The 20,714-nt window shown below is 71.9% G+C and carries 17 protein-coding genes and 1 pseudogene; 14 read left to right on the top strand and 4 right to left on the bottom strand.

All coding sequences use genetic code 11. The features are described from left to right. The first annotated feature begins 20 nt into the window (after positions 1 to 20). From GA0115234_RS07475 to GA0115234_RS07435, 8 genes are all read left to right on the top strand, one after another. Entirely contained in the window at positions 21 to 1,145 is a 1,125-nt protein-coding gene (locus GA0115234_RS07475; RefSeq protein WP_093540051.1) for a PP2C family protein-serine/threonine phosphatase, read from the top strand. Between the two features lie 513 nt (positions 1,146 to 1,658). Further along, a complete protein-coding gene (locus tag GA0115234_RS07465; protein WP_093540161.1) occupies positions 1,659 to 2,603 on the top strand; it encodes an LLM class F420-dependent oxidoreductase in 945 nt (314 codons plus the stop codon). Between the two features lie 10 nt (positions 2,604 to 2,613). Continuing rightward, positions 2,614 to 3,411: an SDR family NAD(P)-dependent oxidoreductase gene (locus GA0115234_RS07460; protein WP_093540050.1), complete on the top strand. Its 798-nt coding sequence runs from the start codon at positions 2,614 to 2,616 to the stop codon at positions 3,409 to 3,411. Between the two features lie 123 nt (positions 3,412 to 3,534). Continuing rightward, complete coding sequence (locus tag GA0115234_RS07455) at positions 3,535 to 4,656, top strand: LLM class flavin-dependent oxidoreductase (RefSeq protein ID WP_093540049.1); 1,122 nt, start codon at positions 3,535 to 3,537, stop codon at positions 4,654 to 4,656. Positions 4,657 to 4,931: 275 nt separating this feature from the next. After that, positions 4,932 to 6,671, top strand: coding sequence for an N-acyl-D-amino-acid deacylase family protein (locus GA0115234_RS07450; protein ID WP_093540048.1), 1,740 nt, complete (start codon positions 4,932 to 4,934; stop codon positions 6,669 to 6,671). Beyond that, the gene (locus GA0115234_RS07445; protein ID WP_093540047.1) at positions 6,668 to 8,134 is read left to right on the top strand and encodes an aldehyde dehydrogenase family protein; all 1,467 of its coding nucleotides are present in this window, start codon (positions 6,668 to 6,670) and stop codon (positions 8,132 to 8,134) included. Before GA0115234_RS07450 ends, GA0115234_RS07445 begins: the two co-directional genes overlap by 4 nt. 247 nt (positions 8,135 to 8,381) lie before the next feature. Then, entirely contained in the window at positions 8,382 to 9,947 is a 1,566-nt protein-coding gene (locus GA0115234_RS07440; protein ID WP_093540046.1) for an APC family permease, read from the top strand. A gap of 238 nt (positions 9,948 to 10,185) precedes the next feature. Beyond that, the gene (locus GA0115234_RS07435; RefSeq protein ID WP_093540045.1) at positions 10,186 to 11,358 is read left to right on the top strand and encodes a macrolide family glycosyltransferase; all 1,173 of its coding nucleotides are present in this window, start codon (positions 10,186 to 10,188) and stop codon (positions 11,356 to 11,358) included. Between the two features lie 37 nt (positions 11,359 to 11,395). Here the strand turns inward: GA0115234_RS07435 and GA0115234_RS07430 are convergent, their stop codons facing one another. Both GA0115234_RS07430 and GA0115234_RS07425 read right to left on the bottom strand, forming a co-directional pair. Further along, positions 11,396 to 12,091 (bottom strand): endonuclease, encoded by a 696-nt coding sequence (locus GA0115234_RS07430; RefSeq protein ID WP_093540044.1) that lies wholly within the window; start codon positions 12,089 to 12,091, stop codon positions 11,396 to 11,398. Then, positions 12,088 to 12,735, bottom strand: coding sequence for a DNA polymerase ligase N-terminal domain-containing protein (locus GA0115234_RS07425; protein ID WP_093540043.1), 648 nt, complete (start codon positions 12,733 to 12,735; stop codon positions 12,088 to 12,090). Before GA0115234_RS07425 ends, GA0115234_RS07430 begins: the two co-directional genes overlap by 4 nt. Positions 12,736 to 13,015: 280 nt before the next feature. Here GA0115234_RS07425 and GA0115234_RS07420 point away from each other — a divergent pair, with 280 nt between their 5' ends. The 3 genes from GA0115234_RS07420 to GA0115234_RS07410 are packed head-to-tail and all read left to right on the top strand — an operon-like array spanning position 13,016 to position 15,988. Further along, positions 13,016 to 14,290, top strand: coding sequence for an MFS transporter (locus GA0115234_RS07420; protein WP_237541122.1), 1,275 nt, complete (start codon positions 13,016 to 13,018; stop codon positions 14,288 to 14,290). A 34-nt stretch (positions 14,291 to 14,324) separates the two neighbouring features. Beyond that, positions 14,325 to 14,963 carry a TetR/AcrR family transcriptional regulator gene (locus GA0115234_RS07415; protein WP_093540042.1) on the top strand — a complete coding sequence of 213 codons (639 nt, stop codon included), beginning with the start codon at positions 14,325 to 14,327 and terminating at the stop codon, positions 14,961 to 14,963. Continuing rightward, entirely contained in the window at positions 14,960 to 15,988 is a 1,029-nt protein-coding gene (locus GA0115234_RS07410; protein WP_093540041.1) for a DMT family transporter, read from the top strand. Before GA0115234_RS07415 ends, GA0115234_RS07410 begins: the two co-directional genes overlap by 4 nt. On the opposite strand, the gene GA0115234_RS07405 is transcribed toward GA0115234_RS07410, so the two are convergent. Then, positions 15,960 to 17,468 (bottom strand): CehA/McbA family metallohydrolase, encoded by a 1,509-nt coding sequence (locus GA0115234_RS07405; protein WP_343335936.1) that lies wholly within the window; start codon positions 17,466 to 17,468, stop codon positions 15,960 to 15,962. The genes GA0115234_RS07410 and GA0115234_RS07405 overlap by 29 nt on opposite strands. A gap of 283 nt (positions 17,469 to 17,751) precedes the next feature. Between GA0115234_RS07405 and GA0115234_RS07400 the strand changes: the two genes are divergently transcribed. Next, a complete protein-coding gene (locus GA0115234_RS07400; protein WP_093540039.1) occupies positions 17,752 to 18,597 on the top strand; it encodes an LLM class F420-dependent oxidoreductase in 846 nt (281 codons plus the stop codon). Between the two features lie 168 nt (positions 18,598 to 18,765). Here the strand turns inward: GA0115234_RS07400 and GA0115234_RS43275 are convergent. Then, a pseudogene (locus GA0115234_RS43275) lies at positions 18,766 to 18,846 on the bottom strand (hypothetical protein); the annotation flags it as partial. Between GA0115234_RS43275 and GA0115234_RS42240 the strand changes: the two are divergent. Both GA0115234_RS42240 and GA0115234_RS07390 read left to right on the top strand, forming a co-directional pair. Beyond that, the gene (locus tag GA0115234_RS42240) at positions 18,835 to 19,008 is read left to right on the top strand and encodes a hypothetical protein (RefSeq protein ID WP_176729084.1); all 174 of its coding nucleotides are present in this window, start codon (positions 18,835 to 18,837) and stop codon (positions 19,006 to 19,008) included. The pseudogene GA0115234_RS43275 and the gene GA0115234_RS42240 overlap by 12 nt on opposite strands. 221 nt (positions 19,009 to 19,229) lie before the next feature. Next, positions 19,230 to 20,711 (top strand): peptidoglycan D,D-transpeptidase FtsI family protein, encoded by a 1,482-nt coding sequence (locus GA0115234_RS07390; RefSeq protein ID WP_093540038.1) that lies wholly within the window; start codon positions 19,230 to 19,232, stop codon positions 20,709 to 20,711. Positions 20,712 to 20,714: the final 3 nt, after the last annotated feature.

The following is a 20,714-nucleotide window of genomic DNA, read 5'->3' as shown; positions in this document are numbered from 1 at the left end:
TGTGTCCAGGCGGTACAGCCATGAAGCAACCAGAGATCGATTACCGGGCGGTGTTCCAGGCACTCCCGGGGGCGGTGGCCCTCCTCACTCCGCAGTTGTTCTTCGCGGACGTCAACAAGGAGTGGCTGCGCGTGGTCAACCGTAGCCGCGAGCGCGTGATCGGCCACTACATGCCCGACGACTACGCCGACACGCCGAACCATCCCAACGCGGCCGTGGCGCGCAACATCGGGGAGTCCCTGCGCCGGGTCGCGAGGACCGGCAGGGCCGAGACCATGGAGCTGCAGCGGTTCGACCCGACGGGCATCACCGTCCGGCCCCGGACGGTGGAAGCGCGCTTCTGGAGCATCACCAACATTCCTGTTCCCGACGCGGACGGGCGGGTCGCGATGCTGCTGCACCGGGTGGCGGACGTCACCGAACTGATCCAGGCCCGCGCGGTCGCGCTGAGCCTGCAGGAAGCGATGCTGCCCGCGCCGCGTGCGATCGGGCATCACCCGGTGGCCGTGCGTTACCGGCCTGCCGTCCGCGCGCTGGAGGTGGGCGGCGACTGGTACGACCTGGTGGACCTGCCGGGCGACCGCCTCGGGGTCGCCGTGGGCGACGTGGTCGGTCACGGACTGTCCGCGGCCACCGTCATGGGGCAACTGCGCAGCGCGCTCAGCGCCGCCTCGCGCTCCTGCGGCGGCCCCGCCCGCGCCCTGGAGATCCTGGAGCTGTACGCCGACTCCGTCGTAGGGGCCGAGAACACGACGGTGGCCAGCGCGCTCATCGACTGGGAGACCCGCCACATCACCTACAGCAGCGCCGGTCATCCGCCACCGGCTCTGTTGCGGAGTGACGGCACCGTCGAGTTCCTGGACCGGGCCACCGACCCACCGCTCGGCGCCCGCCTCGACCGCGGCCCCTGGGCGCAGGCCACGGTGCCCTTCACCGAGGGCGCGTTCCTCGTGCTGTACACCGATGGCCTGATCGAGCGCCGGAACGAAGACATCGACACCGGCCTTTCCCGGCTGGCCGCCTCCCTGACCCGCCATCGCGGAACCCAGGCCGAGGCCGGAGATCTCGCCGATGCCCTGCTGGCGGATCTGCTGCCGTCGACAGGGCTCGGCGACGACACCGCCCTCGTCATCGTGCCGCTGTAGGCGGCAGCGGTGAGCTCCGGCCGCAGGGTCACAGCGCGACGGCGCGCCTGCGTACCAGGAGGTTCTGCGTGCCCAGGCCGATCGCCAGGTACGCGTACAGCGATGCGGCCCCCAGGGATCCGGTCCCGGGGCCTTTCGTTTGGATCACGCCGGGCCGAACAGCCCACGACGACCGGGCTCGCCACCTCTGAGTGTTGGTTACGTTGTGCTGGGCGTCTCGGATGTGCCGCGTTCCGGACGGAGGCCCTGCGCGACAACCGGGTCACCGTGGTCGCCCGCGATGGCGATCGCCTTCGGCCGCGCTGGACCGGAGAATGCGACGGCGTGAACTTCCGCGACGGGAGCAAGTCTGCGACCCGGATCGCGATCGAGGGCGACTTCCTGTTCCGGGGCTTGGCCGGCTGACCCCTTCCCGGCCGCCCACCCCTTGTCTGATGCAGCGTCAGGTACGACGATGGCCCCGCGCCCCGTCGTATGACGGTGCGTCAGATCTTCTCGGGAGGAGGCCGCACGGTGCCGATATCACCCACCGGGCCGCTGTCGTACGGGATGCAGCTGCCGATCCAGTCGCAGAGCACCATCTACGCCGAGGGGTGGGAGGCGGCGGCCACCGTGGCCGACCTCGCCGCGATCGCCCGCACCGCCGACCGCACCGGCTTCGCCTATCTGGCGAGCTGCGACCACGTCGCGATCCCGCGCAGGCTCGCCGGGGTCATGGGCACCGTCTGGTACGACCCGGTCGCCACCCTCGCCTTTCTCGCCGGGATCACCGAGCGGGTCCTGTTGATGAGCCATGTCGCGGTGGTGGGGCTGCGGCACCCGCTGGCCACCGCCAAGCAGTACGCCACCCTCGACCACCTCAGCGGCGGCCGGCTGATCCTCGGGGTCGGGGCCGGGCACGTGAAGGAGGAGTTCGAGGCGCTCGGGGCGGACTTCGAGGGGCGGGGCCGGGTGCTCGACGAGGCCGTGGACGCGCTGAAGGCGGCGCTCGGCCCGGAGGAGTACCCGGAGTTCGCGGGGGAGCGGTTCTCCTTCGGCGGCCTCGGGCAGCTGCCGCGTCCGGCCCAGGAGCGGGTGCCGGTCTGGGTGGGCGGTTCCTCGCCGGCCGCCGTGCGCCGGGCGGCCGTACGGGGCGACGGCTGGCTGCCGCAGGGCGACCCCCGGGAGAAGCTGCCCGCGCAGATCGCCCGGCTGAGGGAGCTGCGGGAGGCGGCCGGGGTCGAGGCCCCGATCGTCATCGGCGCGATCACCGAGCCGCTGTACGTCGGCGACCCGGACTGGTCCGTGGGGCGGCGCACCCTCGCCGGGAAGCCGGAGGCCCTCGCGGAGTCGCTGCGCGCGTACGCGGCCATGGGCGTCCACCAGATCCAGGTGCGGTTCCGCAGCCGGAGCCGTAGTGAACTGACCGACCAGATGGCGGCGTTCGCCGCCGAGGTCGCCCCCCATCTCGACAGATAGGAGTCAGGCCATGGGCAAGCTGGACGGGCGGACCGTGCTCATCAGCGGTGCGGCGCGCGGGCAGGGCGAGCAGGAGGCGCGGCTCTTCGCCGCGGAGGGCGCGCGGGTGGTGATCGCCGATGTGCTCGACGAGCCGGGCGAGGCGCTGGCCGAGGAGCTGCGGGGCGAGCTGGGGAAGGACGCCGCCCGGTACGTCCACCTGGACGTGAGCCGGGAGGAGGACTGGCAGGCCGCGGTCGCCGCCACGAAGGACGCCTTCGGGAGGATCGACGGGCTGGTCAACAACGCGGGCATCCTCCGGTTCAACGAACTGGTGTCCACACCGCTGGAGGAGTTCCAGCAGGTGGTGCAGGTCAACCAGGTGGGCGCGTTTCTCGGGATCAAGAGCGTCGCGCCCGAGATCGAGGCCGCGGGCGGCGGGACCATCGTCAACACCGCCTCGTACACGGGGCTCACGGGCATGGCGTTCGTGGGCGCGTACGCCGCGACCAAGCACGCGGTGCTGGGGCTGACCCGGGTGGCCGCGATGGAGCTGGCCGCGAAGGGGATACGGGTCAACGCCGTCTGTCCCGGCGCCGTGGACACCGCGATGACCAACCCGGCGGCGCTGGACCCGTCCGCCGACCCGGAGGAGTCCAAGGCGGCGGTGGCCGAGCTGTACCGCAAGCTCGTGCCGCTGGGCCGGATCGGGCGGCCGGAGGAGGTGGCGGCACTGGCCCTCTTCCTGACCTCGGAGGACTCCTCGTACATCACCGGGCAGCCGTTCGTCATCGACGGGGGATGGCTGGCGGGGGTCAGTCTGTTCTGACCCGGCCCACTCCGAGGCGACCTGACGATGTGTCAGGTATTGACGGGTGCGGGTGCCGGTGGAACAGTCGGACGCATCACGATCTGACGGAGTGTCAGAAACGATTGAGGACGGTGAACCCCCTTGGAATTCGGGCTCTTTGTACAGGGGTACGTGCCCGCCGCACGGGCCAAGGTCGACCCCGAGGCAGAGCACAAGGCGCTGATCGAGGAGACCGAGTACGTCATCCAGGCGGACAAGTCCGGCTTCAAGTACGCCTGGGCCTCCGAGCACCACTTCCTGGAGGAGTACTCGCACATCTCGGCCAACGACGTGTACCTGGGCTACCTCGCCCACGCCACCGACCGCATCCACCTCGGGTCGGGCATCTTCAACCCGCTCGCCCCGGTCAACCATCCGGTGAAGGTGGCCGAGAAGGTCGCGATGCTCGACCACCTCTCCGAGGGACGCTTCGAGTTCGGCTCGGGGCGCGGGGCCGGCAGCCACGAGATCCTCGGGTTCATGCCGGGCATCACCGACATGAACCACACCAAGGAACTCTGGGAAGAGACCATCGCCGAGTTCCCCAAGATGTGGCTCCAGGACGAGTACGTCGGCTTCCAGGGCAAGCACTGGTCGCTGCCGCCGCGCAAGATCCTGCCCAAGCCGTACGGGAAGTCGCACCCGGCGATGTGGTACGCCGCCGGGTCGCCGTCCTCGTACGCGATGGCGGGGAAGAAGGGGCTCGGCGTGCTGGGCTTCAGCGTGCAGAAGGTCTCCGACATGGAGTGGGTCGTCGAGTCCTACAAGACGGCCGTCAAGGAGGCGGAGCCCGTGGGGGACTTCGTCAACGACAACGTGATGGTCACCTCCACGGCCATCTGTGCCGAGACGCACGCCAAGGCCGTCGAGATCGCGGTGGGCGGCGGGCTGAACTACCTCCAGTCGCTGCTCTTCCGCTACCACGACACCTTCCCCCGGCCCGACGGTATTCCGGAGTGGCCCGAGCTGCTCCCGGAGTACACCGAGGAGATCATCGAGCTCCTGATCGCCGAGGAGCTGATGATCTGCGGCGATCCGGACGAGGTGCTGCGGCAGTGCAAGCGGTGGGAGCAGGCGGGCGCGGACCAGCTGAGCTTCGGGCTGCCGATCGGGATCAGCCGGGAGGACACGCTGAACTCGATCAAGCTGATCGGTGAGCACGTGATCCCGGAGATCGACACGGATCCGGTCCACCGGACCTCCCGGTTCCGCGACGCGGCGTAAGGGCTCCGGGGGCGCTGCCCCCGGACCCCCGCTCCTCGAACGCCGGAGGGGCTCGACCGGACCAGCGGCGTCTTCCCGGACCGCCGCTCCGTGCGGCCGGGGTGCGTACCGCGGCCGTGCGCACCCCGGCCGCACACCCACGCACCAGAACCACCCGCGCGCCAAGAACCACCTGCACCATCTGCGCGCCAGAACCACCTGCACCATCTGCGCGCCAGAACCACCTGCGCACCCCCAGAACCACCTGCGCACCCACCACAGAAGGGACCCCCGTCATGCTCGACCACCTCATCCGCGGAGCGACCGTCGTGGACGGCACCGGCGGGCCCTCGTACCCCGCCGACATCGGGATCCGTGACGGCCGCATCGCCGTCGTCGCCGAACCGGGCACGCTGACCGAGGAGGCCGTCACCGCCGAGGACGCCACCGGTCTCGTCCTCGCGCCCGGGTTCGTCGACCCGCACACCCACTACGACGCCCAGCTCTTCTGGGACCCGTACGCCACCCCGTCCATGAACCATGGCGTCACCACCGTGGCCGGGGGCAACTGCGGGTTCACCCTCGCCCCGCTCCACCCCGGGCGCCCCGAGGACGCCGACTACACCCGCCGGATGATGTCGCGGGTGGAGGGCATGGCCCTCAAGGCGCTGGAGGAGGGCGTCGACTGGTCCTGGTCCAGCTTCCGCGAGTACCTCGACGCCCTCGAAGGGCGGATCGCCGTCAACGCCGGGTTCATGGTCGGGCACTGCGCGCTGCGCCGGCACGTCATGGGGGCCGACGCGATCGGCGGACAGCCCACCCCCGCACAGCTCGACGCGATGCTCGCGCTGTTCCACGACGCGATGGACGCCGGGGCCTGGGGGCTGTCCACCACCCAGTCCGCCACCCACTCCGACGGCGACGGGCAGCCCGTCGCCTCCCGGCACGCCCTGCCCGAGGAACTCCTCGCCCTCTCCCGGGCCGTCGGCGAACACGAGGGCACCCAGCTCGAAGCGATCGTCGCGGGCTGCCTCGACCAGTTCGCCGACGAGGAGATCGAGCTGCTCGTCGACATGACCGCCACCGCCGGGCGCCCGCTGAACTGGAACGTCCTCACCATCGACGCCGCCGTCCCCGAACGCGTACCGCGTCAGCTCGTGCCCAGCGAACGGGCCCGCCTGGCCGGCGGCCGGATCGTCGCGCTCACCATGCCGATCCTCACCCCGATGAACATGTCGCTCGGCACCTTCTGCGCCCTCAACCTGATACCCGGCTGGGGCGACATCCTCGCCCTGCCCGTCCCCGAGCGCATCGAACGGCTCCGCGACGCCGCCACCCGCGCCGAGATGCTCCGCCGCGCCGACAGCAAGGAGGCCGGAGTCTTCCGCCGCCTCGCCGACTTCGGCCGGTACGTCATCGGCGACACCTACAGCGCGGCCAACGAAGGACTCACCGGCCGCGTCGTACGCGACATCGCCGCCGAACGCGGGCTCGACCCCTTCCACTGCCTCGTCGAGATCTGTGCCGCCGACGGGCTGCGCACCGTGCTGTGGCCGATGCCCACCGACAACGACCCCGCCTCCTGGGCGCTGCGCCGCGAGACCTGGGACCACCCGGACGTCATGCTCGGCGGCTCCGACGCGGGCGCGCACCTGGACCGGATGTGCGGTGCCCCGTACACCACCCGGTTCCTCGGCGACTGTCTGCGCGGGCGCAGGCTCGTCCCGCTGGAACGGGCCGTGAAGATGCTCACCGACGACCCCGCCCGGCTCTTCGGGCTCCGCGACCGGGGCAGGATCGAGGAGGGCTTCCACGCCGACCTCGTCCTCTTCGACCCCGAGCGCATCGACGCCGGGCCCGCCACCCTCGTGCACGATCTGCCCGGTGACAGCCCCCGGCTCGACTCCAAGGCCATCGGCATCGTGTCGGTCCGGGTCAACGGCGTGGAGACGCTGCGCGACGACAAGGTGACCGGCGCGGTCCCCGGTACGGTGCTCCGCTCGGGGCGCGACACCCGGACGGTGAGCACCGTATGAACGGAGACGAGAAGCGGCGCCTGTTCATCGGCGGGCGGTGGACCGAGCCCGACCACGGCCACTACGAGGTGATCGACCCGGCGACCGAGGAGGTCGTCGGCCTCGCCCCCGAGGCGAGCCGCGAGCAGGTGTACGCGGCGGCGGCCGCGGCCCGGGAGGCCTTCGCCACCTGGTCCCGCACCCGCCCCGAGGAGCGGTCCCGGATCCTCGACCGGGCCGCCGGACTGATGCTGCGCGATCTGGACGGCAACGCCGCGCTCGCCCGCGCGGAGAGCGGCGCCACCACCGCGACGGCCCGGGGCATGCAGGTCGCGGTCGGCGCCTCCCGGTTCCGCCGGTACGCCAGGGGAGCCCTGGAACCGGTCGAGGAGGCCGTCGCGCCGCAGATCAACGAGGCCGGGCCGATGGGGCGGGCGGGGGTCTTCGGGGCGATCGCGGTGCGCCAGCCGGTCGGCGTGGTCACCTGCATCACCTCGTACAACAACCCCTGGGCCAACCCGGCCGGCAAGGTGGCCCCCGCGCTGGCCATGGGCAACACGGTCGTCGTGAAGCCCGCGCCGCAGGACCCGCTGTCCGTCTACCGGATGGCCGAGGCGCTCGAAGAGGCGGGCGTCCCGCCGGGCGTCGTCAATGTCGTCACCGGCTCGGGTCCAGGGGCGGGCGAGGCCGCCGTCGACAGCGCGGACGTCGACATGGTCAGCTTCACCGGCTCCACGGCCGTCGGGCAGCGCATCGCCGAGGTGTGCGGGCGGTCCATGAAGCGGCAGCTGATGGAGCTCGGCGGCAAGGGGGCCGCCGTCGTCCTCGACGACGCGGACCTCGATTCGGCGGTCGCGGGGATCGGCACCACGTTCTCCTTCTACAGCGGCCAGATCTGCACGGCCCCGACCCGGGTGCTCGTCCAGCGCGGCGTCCACGACGCGCTGCTCGGGAAGCTCGCCGCGTACGCCGGTCATCTGAAGGTGGGCGACCCGGCGGCCAGGGGCACGGTCGTCGGCCCGGTCATCTCCGCCGCCCACCGCGACCGCGTCGAGTCGTACGTCGAGCTGGGCCGGAAGGAGGGGGCGCGGGTCGTCACCGGCGGCGAACGCCCGGCCGGGCGGGAGCGCGGTTTCTACGTCGCCCCGACCCTGCTCGCCGACTGCACCAACGACATGCGCGTCGTCCGCGAGGAGATCTTCGGCCCGGTCGTGGTGGTCGTCCCCTTCGACGACGAGGAGGAGGGCATCGCGCTGGCCAACGACAGCGACTACGGGCTGATCGACTACGTCTGGTCCTCGGACGTGGCCCGCGCCTTCCGGGTGGCCCGGCGGCTGCGCGCCGGCGGGGTCGGCGTGAACACCATCGGGCGGAACATGGAGGCCCCGTTCGGCGGGTTCAAGAGGAGCGGTGTCGGGCGCGATGTCGGCTCGTACGCCCTGCACGCGTACAGCGAACTCCAGTCGATCGTCTGGCCCGGCTGAACCGGGGAGCGCCCGTGGGTGTCCGCTGAGCGGACACCCACGGGAAATTTTGAACCCCCCTAAAACGGACAGTGCTGCGATTCCCGTACGGTGCCGCGACCGGGTCTCGACCTCGCATCAGAAGGTGGTTTCTCTGAAACGCCTTCAATTAACCAAGGTCTTTCCGTATTGTTGCCTGGAATTCAAGGGTGAGACGGCGGAGTCTCATCCTCCGAATGTGGAAATCGCAGCGTTTATCGTCCTTTTCATGACTCAGCTGGACGTGCGGCCACGGGCCGGAGACACGGCACGGGGCACCGCTCCGGCCGATGGCGGAGTACGCGGCAAGGGCCTCGGCGGGAACTCCGTCGGCCTGATGGGCAGCGCCGTCATCGGCGTCTCCACCGTCGCCCCGGTCTACTGCCTCACCTCCACCCTCGGCTCCACCGCGGGCGAGGTCGGCGTGCAGATGCCCGCCGTCTTCCTGGCCGGTTTCCTGCCGATGCTGCTCGTCGCCTTCGCGTACCGCGAGCTCAACAAGGCGATGCCGGACTGCGGCACCTCCTTCACCTGGACGGTCAAGGCGTTCGGCCCGCGCGTCGGCTGGATGTGCGGCTGGGGCCTGGTGATCGCGACGATCATCGTCCTGTCGAACCTGGCGGGCGTCGCCACCTCGTACTTCTGGCTCCTGGCGGGCGAGATCACCGGCAATGACACGATCGCGGCCCTGGACGACAGCAAGCCCGTCCACATCCTCACCTGCCTGGCCCTGATCGCGGTCGCCACGGCGATCAGCTACCGGGGGATGACGGCCACCAAGGGCATCCAGTACGCGCTGGTGGGCCTCCAGCTCGTCGTGCTCGCGCTGTTCGTGGTGATGGCCGTGCAGAAGGCGCACAGCGGGGAGTTCGCCTCGTCGCTGGACTTCTCCTGGTCCTGGATGAACCCGTTCGCCGTGAAGTCCTTCGCCGCGTTCACCGCCGGTCTGTCGCTGTCGATCTTCATGTTCTGGGGCTGGGACGCCTGTCTGACCGCGAACGAGGAGACCACCGGCAGCGAGAAGACCCCCGGCCGGGCCGCCCTCATCGCGATGGTCGTGCTGGTCGGCTCCTACCTGGCGACCGGGATCGCCGCCCAGATGGCCGTCGGCTCCGGCACCTCCGGCCTGGGCCTCGCCAACCCCGGCACCTCCGACAACGTCTTCGCCGCGCTCGCCGGTCCGGTCATGGGCCCCGGCCTCGGCATCCTGCTCTTCGTCGCCGTGCTCGCCTCGGCCGCCGCGAGCCTCCAGACCACCTTCATCCCGGTGGCCCGCACGGTGCTCGCGATGTCGACGTACGAGGCCCTGCCCGCCTCGTACGCCCGTGTCCACCCCCGCTTCAAGACCCCGGGGAGGGCCACCATCACGGCGGGCGTCGCGACCGGTGTCTTCTACACGGTCATGACCCTGGTCAGCGAGCACGTCCTGGTCGACACGATCTACGCGCTCGGCCTCATGATCTGCTTCTACTACGCGCTGACCGCCTTCGGCTGCGTCTGGTTCTTCCGCGCCGACCTGACCCGCTCCTTCCGCGACCTGCTCTTCAAGGGCCTGTTCCCGGGGGTCGGCGGCATCCTGCTCACGGCGGTCTTCGGCAAGACGCTCTACGACATGTGGAACCCGGCGTACGGCTCCGGCTCGTCGGTCTTCGGTGTCGGCTCGGTGTTCGTCATCGGGGTCGGGCTGCTGTTGCTCGGCGTGGTGCTGATGCTGGTGATGCAGCGCCGCAGCCCGGCGTTCTTCCGCGGCGAGGTGCTGACCAAGGAGACCCCGTCGCTGGTCGTCGAGGACTGAGCGGCTCCGGTGACCGGGTGGGGCCGCTCGCCGCTCGCCGAAAATCCCGCGCGCGAGCACACGGGACCGGTTAGGGTCCCGGGCATGTTCTTCATGTATCAGATCTACGGCTGACACGCGGGCGGGGCACGTACCCCGTCCCGCCGGGTCCGAGTGCGCCCACGATGGTTTCCGCCCGTGGCCGGCGCACCGGACCACTGTGTCCTTTCGCCGTAGACCTGAAGAAAGTGAAGTTCCCATGTCACGTCGCCGTGCCCATATCGCGATGATCGGCATCCCCGCCGTCAGCCACGTCCTGCCGAGCCTGGAGATCATCCGCGAGCTGGTGGCCCGGGGCCACCGGGTGACCTACGCCAACGACCCGGCGGTCGCCGAGCTGATCGAGGCCACCGGAGCGGAGTTCGTCCGCTGCGACTCCGTCCTCCCGGTCGCCGACAACGACTGGCCCGAGGACCCCATCGGCGCGATGGGCGTCTTCCTGGACGACTCGGTCCAGGCCCTCCCGCGGCTGCGCGCCGTCCACGACCCCGATCCCGCGGACCTGTACCTGTACGACATCGGCGCCTTCGCCGCACGAGCCCTCGCCGAGGCACAGAACCGCCCCTTCATGCAGCTGTCCCCGACGTACGTGGCCTGGGAGGGCTACGAGGAGGACGTCGCGGCGCAGGTGTGGGCGCTGCCCGGCGCCGACGCGTACCGGGCGAGGTTCGACCGCTGGCTGGCCGACTGCGGGGCGACGACCACCGCGATGGAGGTCTTCTGCGGCCGGCCCGCCCACACCCTGGCGACGATCCCGAAGGCGATGCAGCCGCACGCCGACCGGGTCGACACCGGCACGGTCACCTTCGTCGGCCCCTGCTTCGGCACGCGGACGCAGGACGGCTGGACGCGTCCGGCCGACGCGGAGAAGGTGCTGCTGGTCTCGATGGGCTCGGCGTTCACGCGACTGCCCGAGTTCTACCGCCGGTGCCTGGCCGCGTTCGGCGACCTGCCGGGCTGGCACGTGGTGCTTCAGATCGGGAAGTACACCGACCCGGCTGAGCTGGGCGCCGTCCCGCCCAACGTCGAGGTGCACTCCTGGGTGCCCCAGCTCGCGATCCTGGAGCAGGCCGACGCCTTCGTCACCCACGCGGGCATGGGCGGCAGCAGCGAGGGGCTGTACACCGGAGTGCCGATGATCGCCGTGCCCCAGGCCGCCGACCAGCCCACCAACGCCGACCGGCTGGTCGAGCTGGGCGTGGCCCGCCGCATCGACACCGAGGAGGCCACCGCCGAGGCCCTGCGGACCGCCCTGCTGGAACTCACCGCCGACCCGGAGGTGGCCCGCCGCTCGGCAGAGCTGCGCGCCGCCGCACGGGCCGAGGGCGGCACCGCACGGGCCGCCGACCTCATCGAGGAGATGCTGGGCTGACCCGCCGTTCCCCGTCCCCCTCGGATGCGGGACCGCCTCAGGCGTGAGCCCTGACGTCGTCCACGATGTGCTGGTCCAGTGCGGCTCGCACCAGGGCCGCCGCGAGCACGGCGATCCCGCGCCCGTCCGTCTGCCCGCCCCGGCCGGCCTCTCGCGCCGGCCGGGGCGGCTCGGCGGACACCGCCAGCTCCGCCAGCTCCGCCGGGGAGGCCGGCAGCCCCAGCCGTTCGGCACCCTGGAGCGCCTTCCCGTCCACGTAGGGTGCCGTCTCCGGCCATACGGCCTGTACCTCGCGCACGAAGATGTCCGCCCCGGCCGGACCGATGCCCGGGGTCCGGCGCAGCCCGGCCCGCAGCGCGTCCGGGTCCCCGCCGGCCTCCGCGCGCAGCCGCCGCAGATCGCCCCCGTACTCGTCGAGCAGGAGCCGCGCCCCCTCGCCGAGCTGGGTGGCGGTCCGTTCGTCGTAGCGCCGGTAGCCGCCCTCGCCCAGCGCGTCCACCCGCTGTTGCCGGCTCGCCGCGGCCATCCGGCGCGGCGAGCGCATGCCGTGGCCGAACAGCGCACGCGCCGCCGACACCGCCACCGAGGCGCGGATGCGGGCGCTCAGCAGGTCGCTGAGGACGAGGAGTTGGTACAGCGGCTGCGGGGTGTTCCGCAGCCGGATCCCGGCCTCGGCCGCGTACGTGGTTCCGTGGCGGGCGAGCAGGACCTCCACGGTGTCGAGGGCCGTCACGGCGACCCGCCGCCCTCCTCGGCCGCGACCTGGGCCAGGGTGCGCCCGGTGCGGGCGGAGCGCGCCAGGTACGGGTCCGGCGCGTCCGGTCCCTCCTGGGTGGCCCGGCCGTCCTTGGCCTTGATCAGCAGCCACACCTCCTCGCCCGGGGCCTCGCCGCCCTTGAAGCGGGTGAGGGCGAACTCGCCGTGCAGCCGGGTCCCGTCGAGCCAGAACGTCGCGTGCCCGTCCGCCAGGGACTGCTCGAACGGCACCGGGGTGCCCCAGCGGTCGTGGCTGAGCGGCCGGTAGGTGCCCTGGTCCCAGACGATCACCGTGCCGCCGCCGTACTCGCCCTTCGCGATGACACCCTCGAAGGTGCGGTACTCCAGCGGGTGGTCCTCGGTCGGGACGGCCAGCCGCCGTTCGCGCGGGTTCTCCGAAGGGCCGCGCGGCACCGCCCACGACTTCAGTACGCCGTCGACCTCCAGCCGGAAGTCGAAGTGCATGCGCCGGGCCTGGTGGATCTGCACGACGAAGCAGGGGGCCGTGCCCGTCCGTGCTCCGGCTCCGTCGCTCCTCCGTGCTCCGGCGCCCGGCCGTTCTCCCTCGCGCGTCCGGTCGCCGTCACGCGTCCGGTCGTCGTGCTCGCCGGTCGTATTCATCCGGACACCTCCTGCGGCAGCCCCGCCCGGTGCTCCTTCCACTGTGACGCGGCCGGTCGCGCGGCGCACCGGGACGGGCTCCGGTGCCGTTCCGGCCGGAGGTATCTCGCCATCAAGTATCTTGACATCGAGACTGTTTTCCGGGCAGTCTTCCCCTTGCTCAAGATCTCTTGACGTCAAGACATGTCTGCGGGCATGTCCGAGGGGGCGCGTGATGCGGCGACGCGAAAAAGGTGGCAGGGCGAGGGCTACGGAGGAACGGCGGGGCCTGCTCGCCCAGTTGCGCAATCCACCCGGCGGCCGCAACGCGCGGATCATGCTGCTCGCCCTGGCCGTGGACCGGACCGGCTCGGGGCTGTGGGCCGCGTCCTCGGTCCTGTACCTCACCTTCGTGACGCAGTTGAGCGCCCAGCAGATCGGCGTCCTGCTGGGCGTGGCCGGGGTCGCGGGCATCGCCGGATCGCCGCTGGCCGGGCGCCTGGCCGGACGGTTCCCGGTGCGCCCGCTGCTGATCGGCTGTCATCTGCTCCGGCTGGTGACCCTCGGCCTGGTCCTGGTCTGCGCGGGCTTCGACGCGCTGCTGCCCGTCGTCGCCGTGACCTACCTGGGGGACAGGGCCGCGAAGACGCTGGAGATGCTCTTCGCCACCCGGACCGCGGGCGAGCGGCGCGCGGCCTACCAGGCGCTGTCGCGCAGCGCGGCCAACGCGGGCTACGGCGTCGGCGCCGGGATCGCGGCCATCGGCCTGGCGGTGGGGACCACCGGCGCCTACCGCGCCCTCATCCTCGGCAACGCCCTGTCGTTCGTCGTCGCCGCGGTGCTGGTGTGGCGCACGACCGAGCCGGCGGAGAGCGTGGTGAAGGCGGCGCGGGCCGGGGGCGCGGCGCCCGGCGGCCCGGTCGCGGACGGGCCTGAGTCCGGTCGCCCGGCCGGTCCGTGGCGGGACCGCGGCTACCTCCGCTTCGTCCTCCTGGACATCCCGATGAACCTCGACGACTCGGTCCTCGCCGTCGGACTGCCGCTCTGGCTGGTCAACCGCACCTCCGCGCCGCACGCCCTCGTCCCGGCCTTCCTCGTCATCAACACCGTGCTGGTCGTGGTGCTCCAGCTGAGCGTGTCGAGGCGGGCCGAGGGGCCGCGCCGGGCCACCCGGGCGGTGCTGCTGTACGGGGTCCTGATGTTCGTCTGCTGCGGCTTCCTGGCCGTGGCCACCCGGGGCGGTACCTGGGCGGCCGGGGCGGTCCTGCTCGCCGCGGCGCTGCTGGTGACGCTGGCGGAGCTGATGCGGTCGGTGAGCTCGTGGGAGCTCGCGGTCCTGCTCGCGCCCCAGGACGCCCGCGCCGCGTATCTGGGCGTGGCCGGGATGTCGCAGTCCATCCAGAAGTCCGCCGGGCCGCCGCTGCTGACCGGCGTGGTGATGGCCGCCGGGCCGGTGGGATGGCTGGCGCTCGGGACGGTGGTCGCGGGCCTGGCGGTCGTGCAGCGGCGGGCCTGCGCGCGCCGGCTCGGCATCGGCCCGTCCCGGACGGAGTCCGCCGAACTCGTGATTGGGTAGACTGACCTACCTAATCAAGGAGGAGGCGGGCGGCATGGGCGACGTAGAGACCGCGAAGACCGAGGGGAACGCGGGGGCCGGGGAGCAGCAGCCGGTGAAGCGGCGGCGGGGAGCGGCGCGCGGACGGATCCTCGACGCCGCCGCGCGCCGCTTCTACGCCGACGGCGTGGCGGCCACGGGCATCGACACGATCACCGCCGAGGCCGGCGTCGCCAAGATGAGCCTCTACAACAACTTCGACTCCAAGGCCGACCTCGTCCGCGCCTACCTGGAGGCCCGGCACGAGGAGTGGATCGGCCTCTACGAACGGCGCCTGGCCGCCGCACAGGGCCCGGCCGACGCCGTGCTGGCCGTCTTCGACGCCTACGCCGACCACGCCGGTCTCGCCTACGAGCACGGCTTCCGGGGCTGCGGACTGCTCAACGCGGCCGCCGAACTGCCCGCCGGGCACGAGGGCCGGACCGTGGTCCGCCACCACAAGGAGCAGGTCGAGGGCCTGCTCGCCGCCCACCTCCAGGAGCTGCTGCCCGGCCAGGAGGAGCGGGCCGCGGCCACGGCGGAGCACCTGGCGTTCCTGCTCGAAGGGGCCATCGTGCGCGCGGGCCTGGAAGGCGACGCCGTACGCATGCGGCGCGCCCGGGACCTGGCGGCGTCCCTGATGGGCGCCCTGTGACCCGGCCCGTCGGCCGCACCGCGGGGCCGGGCCTCGGCGCACTCGCGGTCCTGCTGGCCTCGGTGCTCTGGGGCACCACGGGCACGGCGGCCACCTTCGCGCCCCAGGTGGGCCCGCTGGCGATCGGCGCCGCCGCGATGGGCCTGGGCGGCCTGCTCCAGGCCCTGCTGGCCGGACGCGGCATCGCGCGGGCGCGGGAGCGGCTGCGGGAGCAGTGGCGGATCGTGCTCCTCGGGGGAGCGGGCGTGGCGCTGTATCCGCTCGCGTTCTACACCTCCATGCACCTGGCCGGGGTCGCGGTCGGGACGGTCGTCTCCATCGGCTCGGCCCCGCTGGCGTCGGCCCTGATCGAGCGGCTCGCCGACGGCCGGAGCCTGTCCCGGAGATGGCTGGCGGGGGCCGCGCTGGGGCTGGCCGGCACGGTGCTGCTCTGCGCCGCCGAGGCCGCCCAGGCCGCCGGGGCCGGTACCGGAGCGGGTACGGGCTCCGCCCGGCAGACCGTCGTGGGTGTGGGCCTCGGTCTGGTCGCGGGCCTGACGTACGCCGTGTACGCCTGGGCCGCGCACCGCCTGATCACCCGTGGCGTCACCTCGCGGGCGGCCATGGGCGCGGTGTTCGGCCTCGGTGGCCTGATGCTCGTACCGGTCCTGCTGGCCACCGGGGCGCCGCTGGTCGCCTCCTGGACCAACGCGGGCGTCGGGCTCTACATGGCGCTGGTGCCGATGTTCACCGGGTACGTCCTGTTCGGCTTCGGCCTCTCCCGCATCCCGGTCTCCACCGCGACGACCCTGTCCCTGCTGGAACCCGCCGTGGCGGCGGTCTTCGCGGTCCTGGTCGTGGGCGAACACCTCCCCGCCCTCGGCTGGACCGGCATCGCCCTCGTCGTCGCCTGCCTGGGCGTCCTGACCGCCCCGTCCCGGCCCGCCCGGGTCCGGGCACCCGGGGCGGCGGCCCCGGCACCGCAGCCCCGGACCACCGCGCCCGCCGCCTCCGCCCCTACCCCTCCAGGAACACCGGATTGGTGAGCGCCGCCAGGGCCCCAGGCAGCCCCGGCACCGTCGCCGGATGCCTGACCTCGGCCCGCACGTAGGCCGCGTAGGCCGGAGTCGTACGCCACTCGACCGTCCCGGCGCCCGACTCGGGCAGCCCGGCCGTGAACAGCGTGCCCTGGTCGGTGACGAAGTGCGCGGTGCAGCCGGGTGCCCCGGTCACCTCCAGCCGTACGGTGACCGGGGTGTCGTCCCCGTCCACCCGGAGCCGCTCACCGATCCCGGCGTGCAGTCCGCGCCCGCCGAAGACGCCGAAGGCGAGCGTCACGGCCGACGACTCCGCGATGTACGAGTGCCCGGCCCGGATCCCGGCCACGATCGCCTCGCGCGACAGCTCGTCGGCGAGGACCACGGTCTGCGGCAGCCCCACCACGTCCGGCTCCCGGTGCGCGTCGCTGTTGCCCATCGCCGCGACCCATGGCTTGGACCAACGGACGGCGGCGACCAGGGAGTTGTCCCACTCGGCGAGCGCGATCTCGTCCTCGGGGGAGTACGCCCCGTTCCACACCTCCACCGCGTCCGCCTCGCCGAAGCCGAACTTCCAGTGGCAGCCGATGCAAGTGGCGTGCGGATGGGCGGGCACGACCAGGCCCCCGGCCCGGCGCACGGCCTTCGCGTAGTGGCCGAACCGGTTGTCGCGGGCCCGGTAGCGCCAGTCCACGAACGTGCCCGGGTCGGTGGCCAGTGCGAGCACATGGCCGTTGCGGGTGGTGATCTCCTCGCCGGTGAGGACGAGCAGGTCGTCGCCCCACAGCCCGCCCCACGCCGTGTGTGCCGAGTGCGTGTTGTGTTCGCTGCTGTTGACGAAGTCGAGCCCGGCCGCGCGTGCGGCGGCGGCGATCTGTGCTGGGGTGCGCCCGCCGTCCGAGTGCGTGGAGTGCAGATGGCAGTCGCCCCGGTACCAGGCCCGCCCGCGTCCCTTCGCGCGCTCCGGCGGATACACCGGCTCCGGTGTGGTCCCGGCGGGCCCGGAGCGCAGGGTGATCGTCACCTCGTACGGCAGTCCTCCGGGGGCGACGGTGTAGGGGCCGAGCGCGATGTTCCACGTACCGGCGCGCACCGGCCCCGCGATGTAGCCGGGCGTCGCCGCGTCCGCGCGGATGAAGAAGCTGCCGCGCGCCCCGCCGGACCAGCCCCGGAACCCCTGCCCGCCCAAGGCGGTGCCGCGCTCGTCGAAGATGCCGATGTCGAGGGCGTTGCCCTGCGTCCCGGCCGGGACGGGCGTCTTCTCGTACGTGTACGAGACGGCGATCTCCCGTACCCCGCGCGGCACTTCGACCGGCAGGTACACGTAGTCGGGCGCCCCGGTCGGCAGCGTGCCGCGCACGGTCCTGGTCCGGTCCGGGCCGTCGGTGCCGTCTGTGCCGCCGTTCGGGGGCGCGGCGTCGGCGAAGCTCACAGTGCCCAACGTTAGAGCGGTGGCGGCCGTCCCGACGAGAAGGCCGCGCCTGGCCATCGGGTGGCCGTGAGCGGAATGCGATGCGGACATGCGATGGGCTCCCCGGGTGTCGTGAGTGGCAAGGAACGACGCGCACCCGAAACCCTGGCGGCAGGCGGTGAACTACGGAAGAACGCCGGTGGACCTGACCGGACCGGCCCTCCGACTCCTCGCCCTTCCGCCCTTTCAGCCACCTCCGGTCCCTCCACCCCCTCCGGTCCGGACGCTCGGCTTTCCACACCGCACGGCATACGTTGGGGCCCCAGGGTCTGTCACCGGTTCACGACGGAGGTTTCCCCGTATGCGGATCGCCACAACGATCTTCCTCACCGATGAGACGATCACACCGCTGCGGCTCGCCCGCGAGCTCGAACAGCGCGGCTTCAGCGGGCTCTATCTGCCCGAGCACACCCACATCCCGGCGAGCAGGGACACCCCCTACCCGATGGGCGGCGAACTCCCGCCCGAGTACGGCCGCACCCTCGACCCCTTCGTCGCCCTCGCCCAGGCCGCCGCCGTCACCGAACGCCTCACGCTGGGCACCGGCATCACGCTCGTCGCCCAGCACGACCCGATCGACCTGGCCAAGCAGATCGCCACCCTCGACCACCTCTCCGGCGGCCGGTTCACGCTGGGCGTCGGCTACGGCTGGAACGTCGAGGAGGCCGCCGACCACGGGGTCGACTGGCCCTCCCGCCGCGACCTCGTCCGCGACCGCCTCGCCCTGATGAGCGCCCTGTGGTCGGCCGAACCCACGGCGTACGAGGGCGAGTTCGGCTCGGTCCGGGCCAGCCACGCGCACCCGAAGCCGGTCCAGCGGCCCCGCGGCCCGGTGAACGGCCCGCGCACCCTGATCGGCGGCGCGGCGGGCCCGAAGCTCTTCGCTCACATCGCCGAGTACGCCGACGGCTGGCTCCCCATCGGCGGCCGGGGCCTGACCGAGTCCCTCCCGGAGCTCCGCGGCGCCTGGGAGGCGGCGGGCCGCGACCCGAAGCACCTCCAGATCGTCCCCTACGCGGTCCTCCCCAGCGCCGGCAAGCTGGCGCACTACGCGGAGCTGGGCATCGAGGAGATCGTCCTGCAACTGCCCCCGGCGAGCGAACGGGACGTACTGCGGGCGCTGGACGGGTACGCGGAGTACCTCTGACGGGCGTCTCGGGCGGGCGGCTTCGGCGCTTCCGCCCGCCTTCCGGCCTTTCGTTGCCTTCAGGCACATGCCTGCATGTTCCGGGCCCGGTGGGTGTGGGGGCAGACCGCGTTTGAGGTCGGCGTCTACCTGTTCGTCGGGGTTCAGTTCGGGTGAGTACGACGGAAGGAAGCGCAGTTCGATCGCGTCCTCGTGGTCGGCGAGCCAGGTCCGGACGGTCTTCGAGCGGTGGGCCGAGTGCCGGTCCACGATCAGGTGGACCTTGCGGTCGAAGTGCCCGATGAGCCCAGCCGGGCGGCCGCCCGCACCGCGATCCTCGATTCCATCGAGGGCCGGTGCGGCTCGCACCCACTGCACAGCAGCCTCGGCTACCTCGGCCCCGCCGAGTACGAGACCGCACTCGCAGCCTGACCACCACACCAATGGTGTCCGTCAAAGTGGAACAAGCTCAGTTCGTCCAGGCGAGTTCGCGGGCGCAAGCCGACGACTTCGCCCAGTGCCACTGAACGATCGCCCCGGCGGGCGCGGCCCGTCCGCCGTACCGGATTGGTTGTGAGTGCAACCATTTCGACGTAATCGGTATCTTTCCCAGTTAAGGATCACGCACGGGCGAGTACGGGAGTGGATCGACGATGAACAGGCCGTTGCGGCACATAGCCATATTCTGCGGGCTGCTGGTGATGGCGCTGCTCCTGCGGGCGAACTGGATCCAGTACGTCAAGAGCGAGCCCCTGGCCACGCACGAGAACAACCGCCGGGTGAAGATCGCCCAGTTCGCCACCCCGCGCGGTGACATCATCGTCGGCAGCGAGGCGATCACCGGTTCCAAGGCGGTCGAGGGGACGGACTTCAAGTACAAGCGGACCTTCAAGCAGGGCCCGATGTACGCCCCCGTCACCGGCTACGCCTCCCAGTCGCAGGGCATGTCCCTCCTGGAGAAGACGTACGACAGCATCCTCAGCGGCCAGGACGACCGCTTCGCGTTCCGGCACGCCAAGGACATCATCACCGGCGACCCGCGGCGCGGCGGTGATGTGATCACCACGATCGACCCGAAGGCGCAGAAGGCCGGGTACAAGGGGCTGAGCGACCTCGGCGCGCGGGGTGCGGTCGTCGCGCTGGAGCCGGAGACGGGGAAGGTCCTGGCCCTGGTCTCCACGCCCTCGTACGACCCGTCGGTCTTCGCCGGGAACTCGTTCAAGGAGGGGGACAAGTTCCAGGCGCTCATCAAGGACAAGGGCAAGCCGCTGGCCAACCGCCCGCTCCGGGAGACCTTCCCGCCCGGCTCGACGTTCAAGATCCTCACCGCGGCCGCGGCCCTGGAGAACGGCGTCGTCACCGATGTCGACGCGCGCACCGACGCCGTCTCCCCGTACCCCCTGCCGCTCTCCACGAACAAGATCAGCAGCGAGGCCGGTGACGCGACGTGCAACAAGGCGTCGATGAAGACCGCGATGCAGTACTCCTGCAACAACGTCTTCCTCGACGCCGCGTCCAAGGTCGGTGCCGAGAAGATGCGGGAGACCGCGGAGAAGTTCGGCTTCAACGCCGATGTCTACTCCGACGAGTTCGGCGACATGCTCGCCTCCAAGAGCCTCTACCCGGAGAAGCTGGACAAGCCCGGCACCGCGCTGACGGGCATGGGGCAGGGCAGCCTCACCAGTACGCCGATGCAGATGGCGATGGTGACGGCCGCCCTCGCCAACGACGGCAAGCTGATGCAGCCCTACATCGTCGACGAGCTGCGCGGCCCCGACCTGTCGGTCCTGGAGAAGAACGAGCCGAAGCTCAAGAGCCAGGCCGTGTCCGAGGAGACGGCGAAGAAGGTCCAGGAAATGATGGAGTTCACGGCCAAGGAGGGCAGCGCCCAGCGCGCCCTGATCGACGGCGTCACGGTCGGCGGCAAGACCGGTACGGCGCAGCGCGGCGTCAACGTGAACGACGAGGTGCCGTACGGCTGGTTCGTCTCGTACGGCAAGGCCGGTGGCAAGTCGGTGGCGGTCGCGGTGTTCATCGACCCGACGGCCATGGACATCTCGCGGTCGGACATCTCCGGTGGCCGACTGGGCGCGCCGATCGCGAAGAGCGTGATGAAGGCGGTGCTGGGCAAGTAGCCC

Source organism: Streptomyces sp. DvalAA-43 (assembly GCF_900091725.1).
Lineage (GTDB): Bacteria > Actinomycetota > Actinomycetes > Streptomycetales > Streptomycetaceae > Streptomyces > Streptomyces pulveraceus.
Note: the sequence above shows the minus strand (reverse complement) of the source record. Positions and strands in the feature narration are given on the sequence as shown.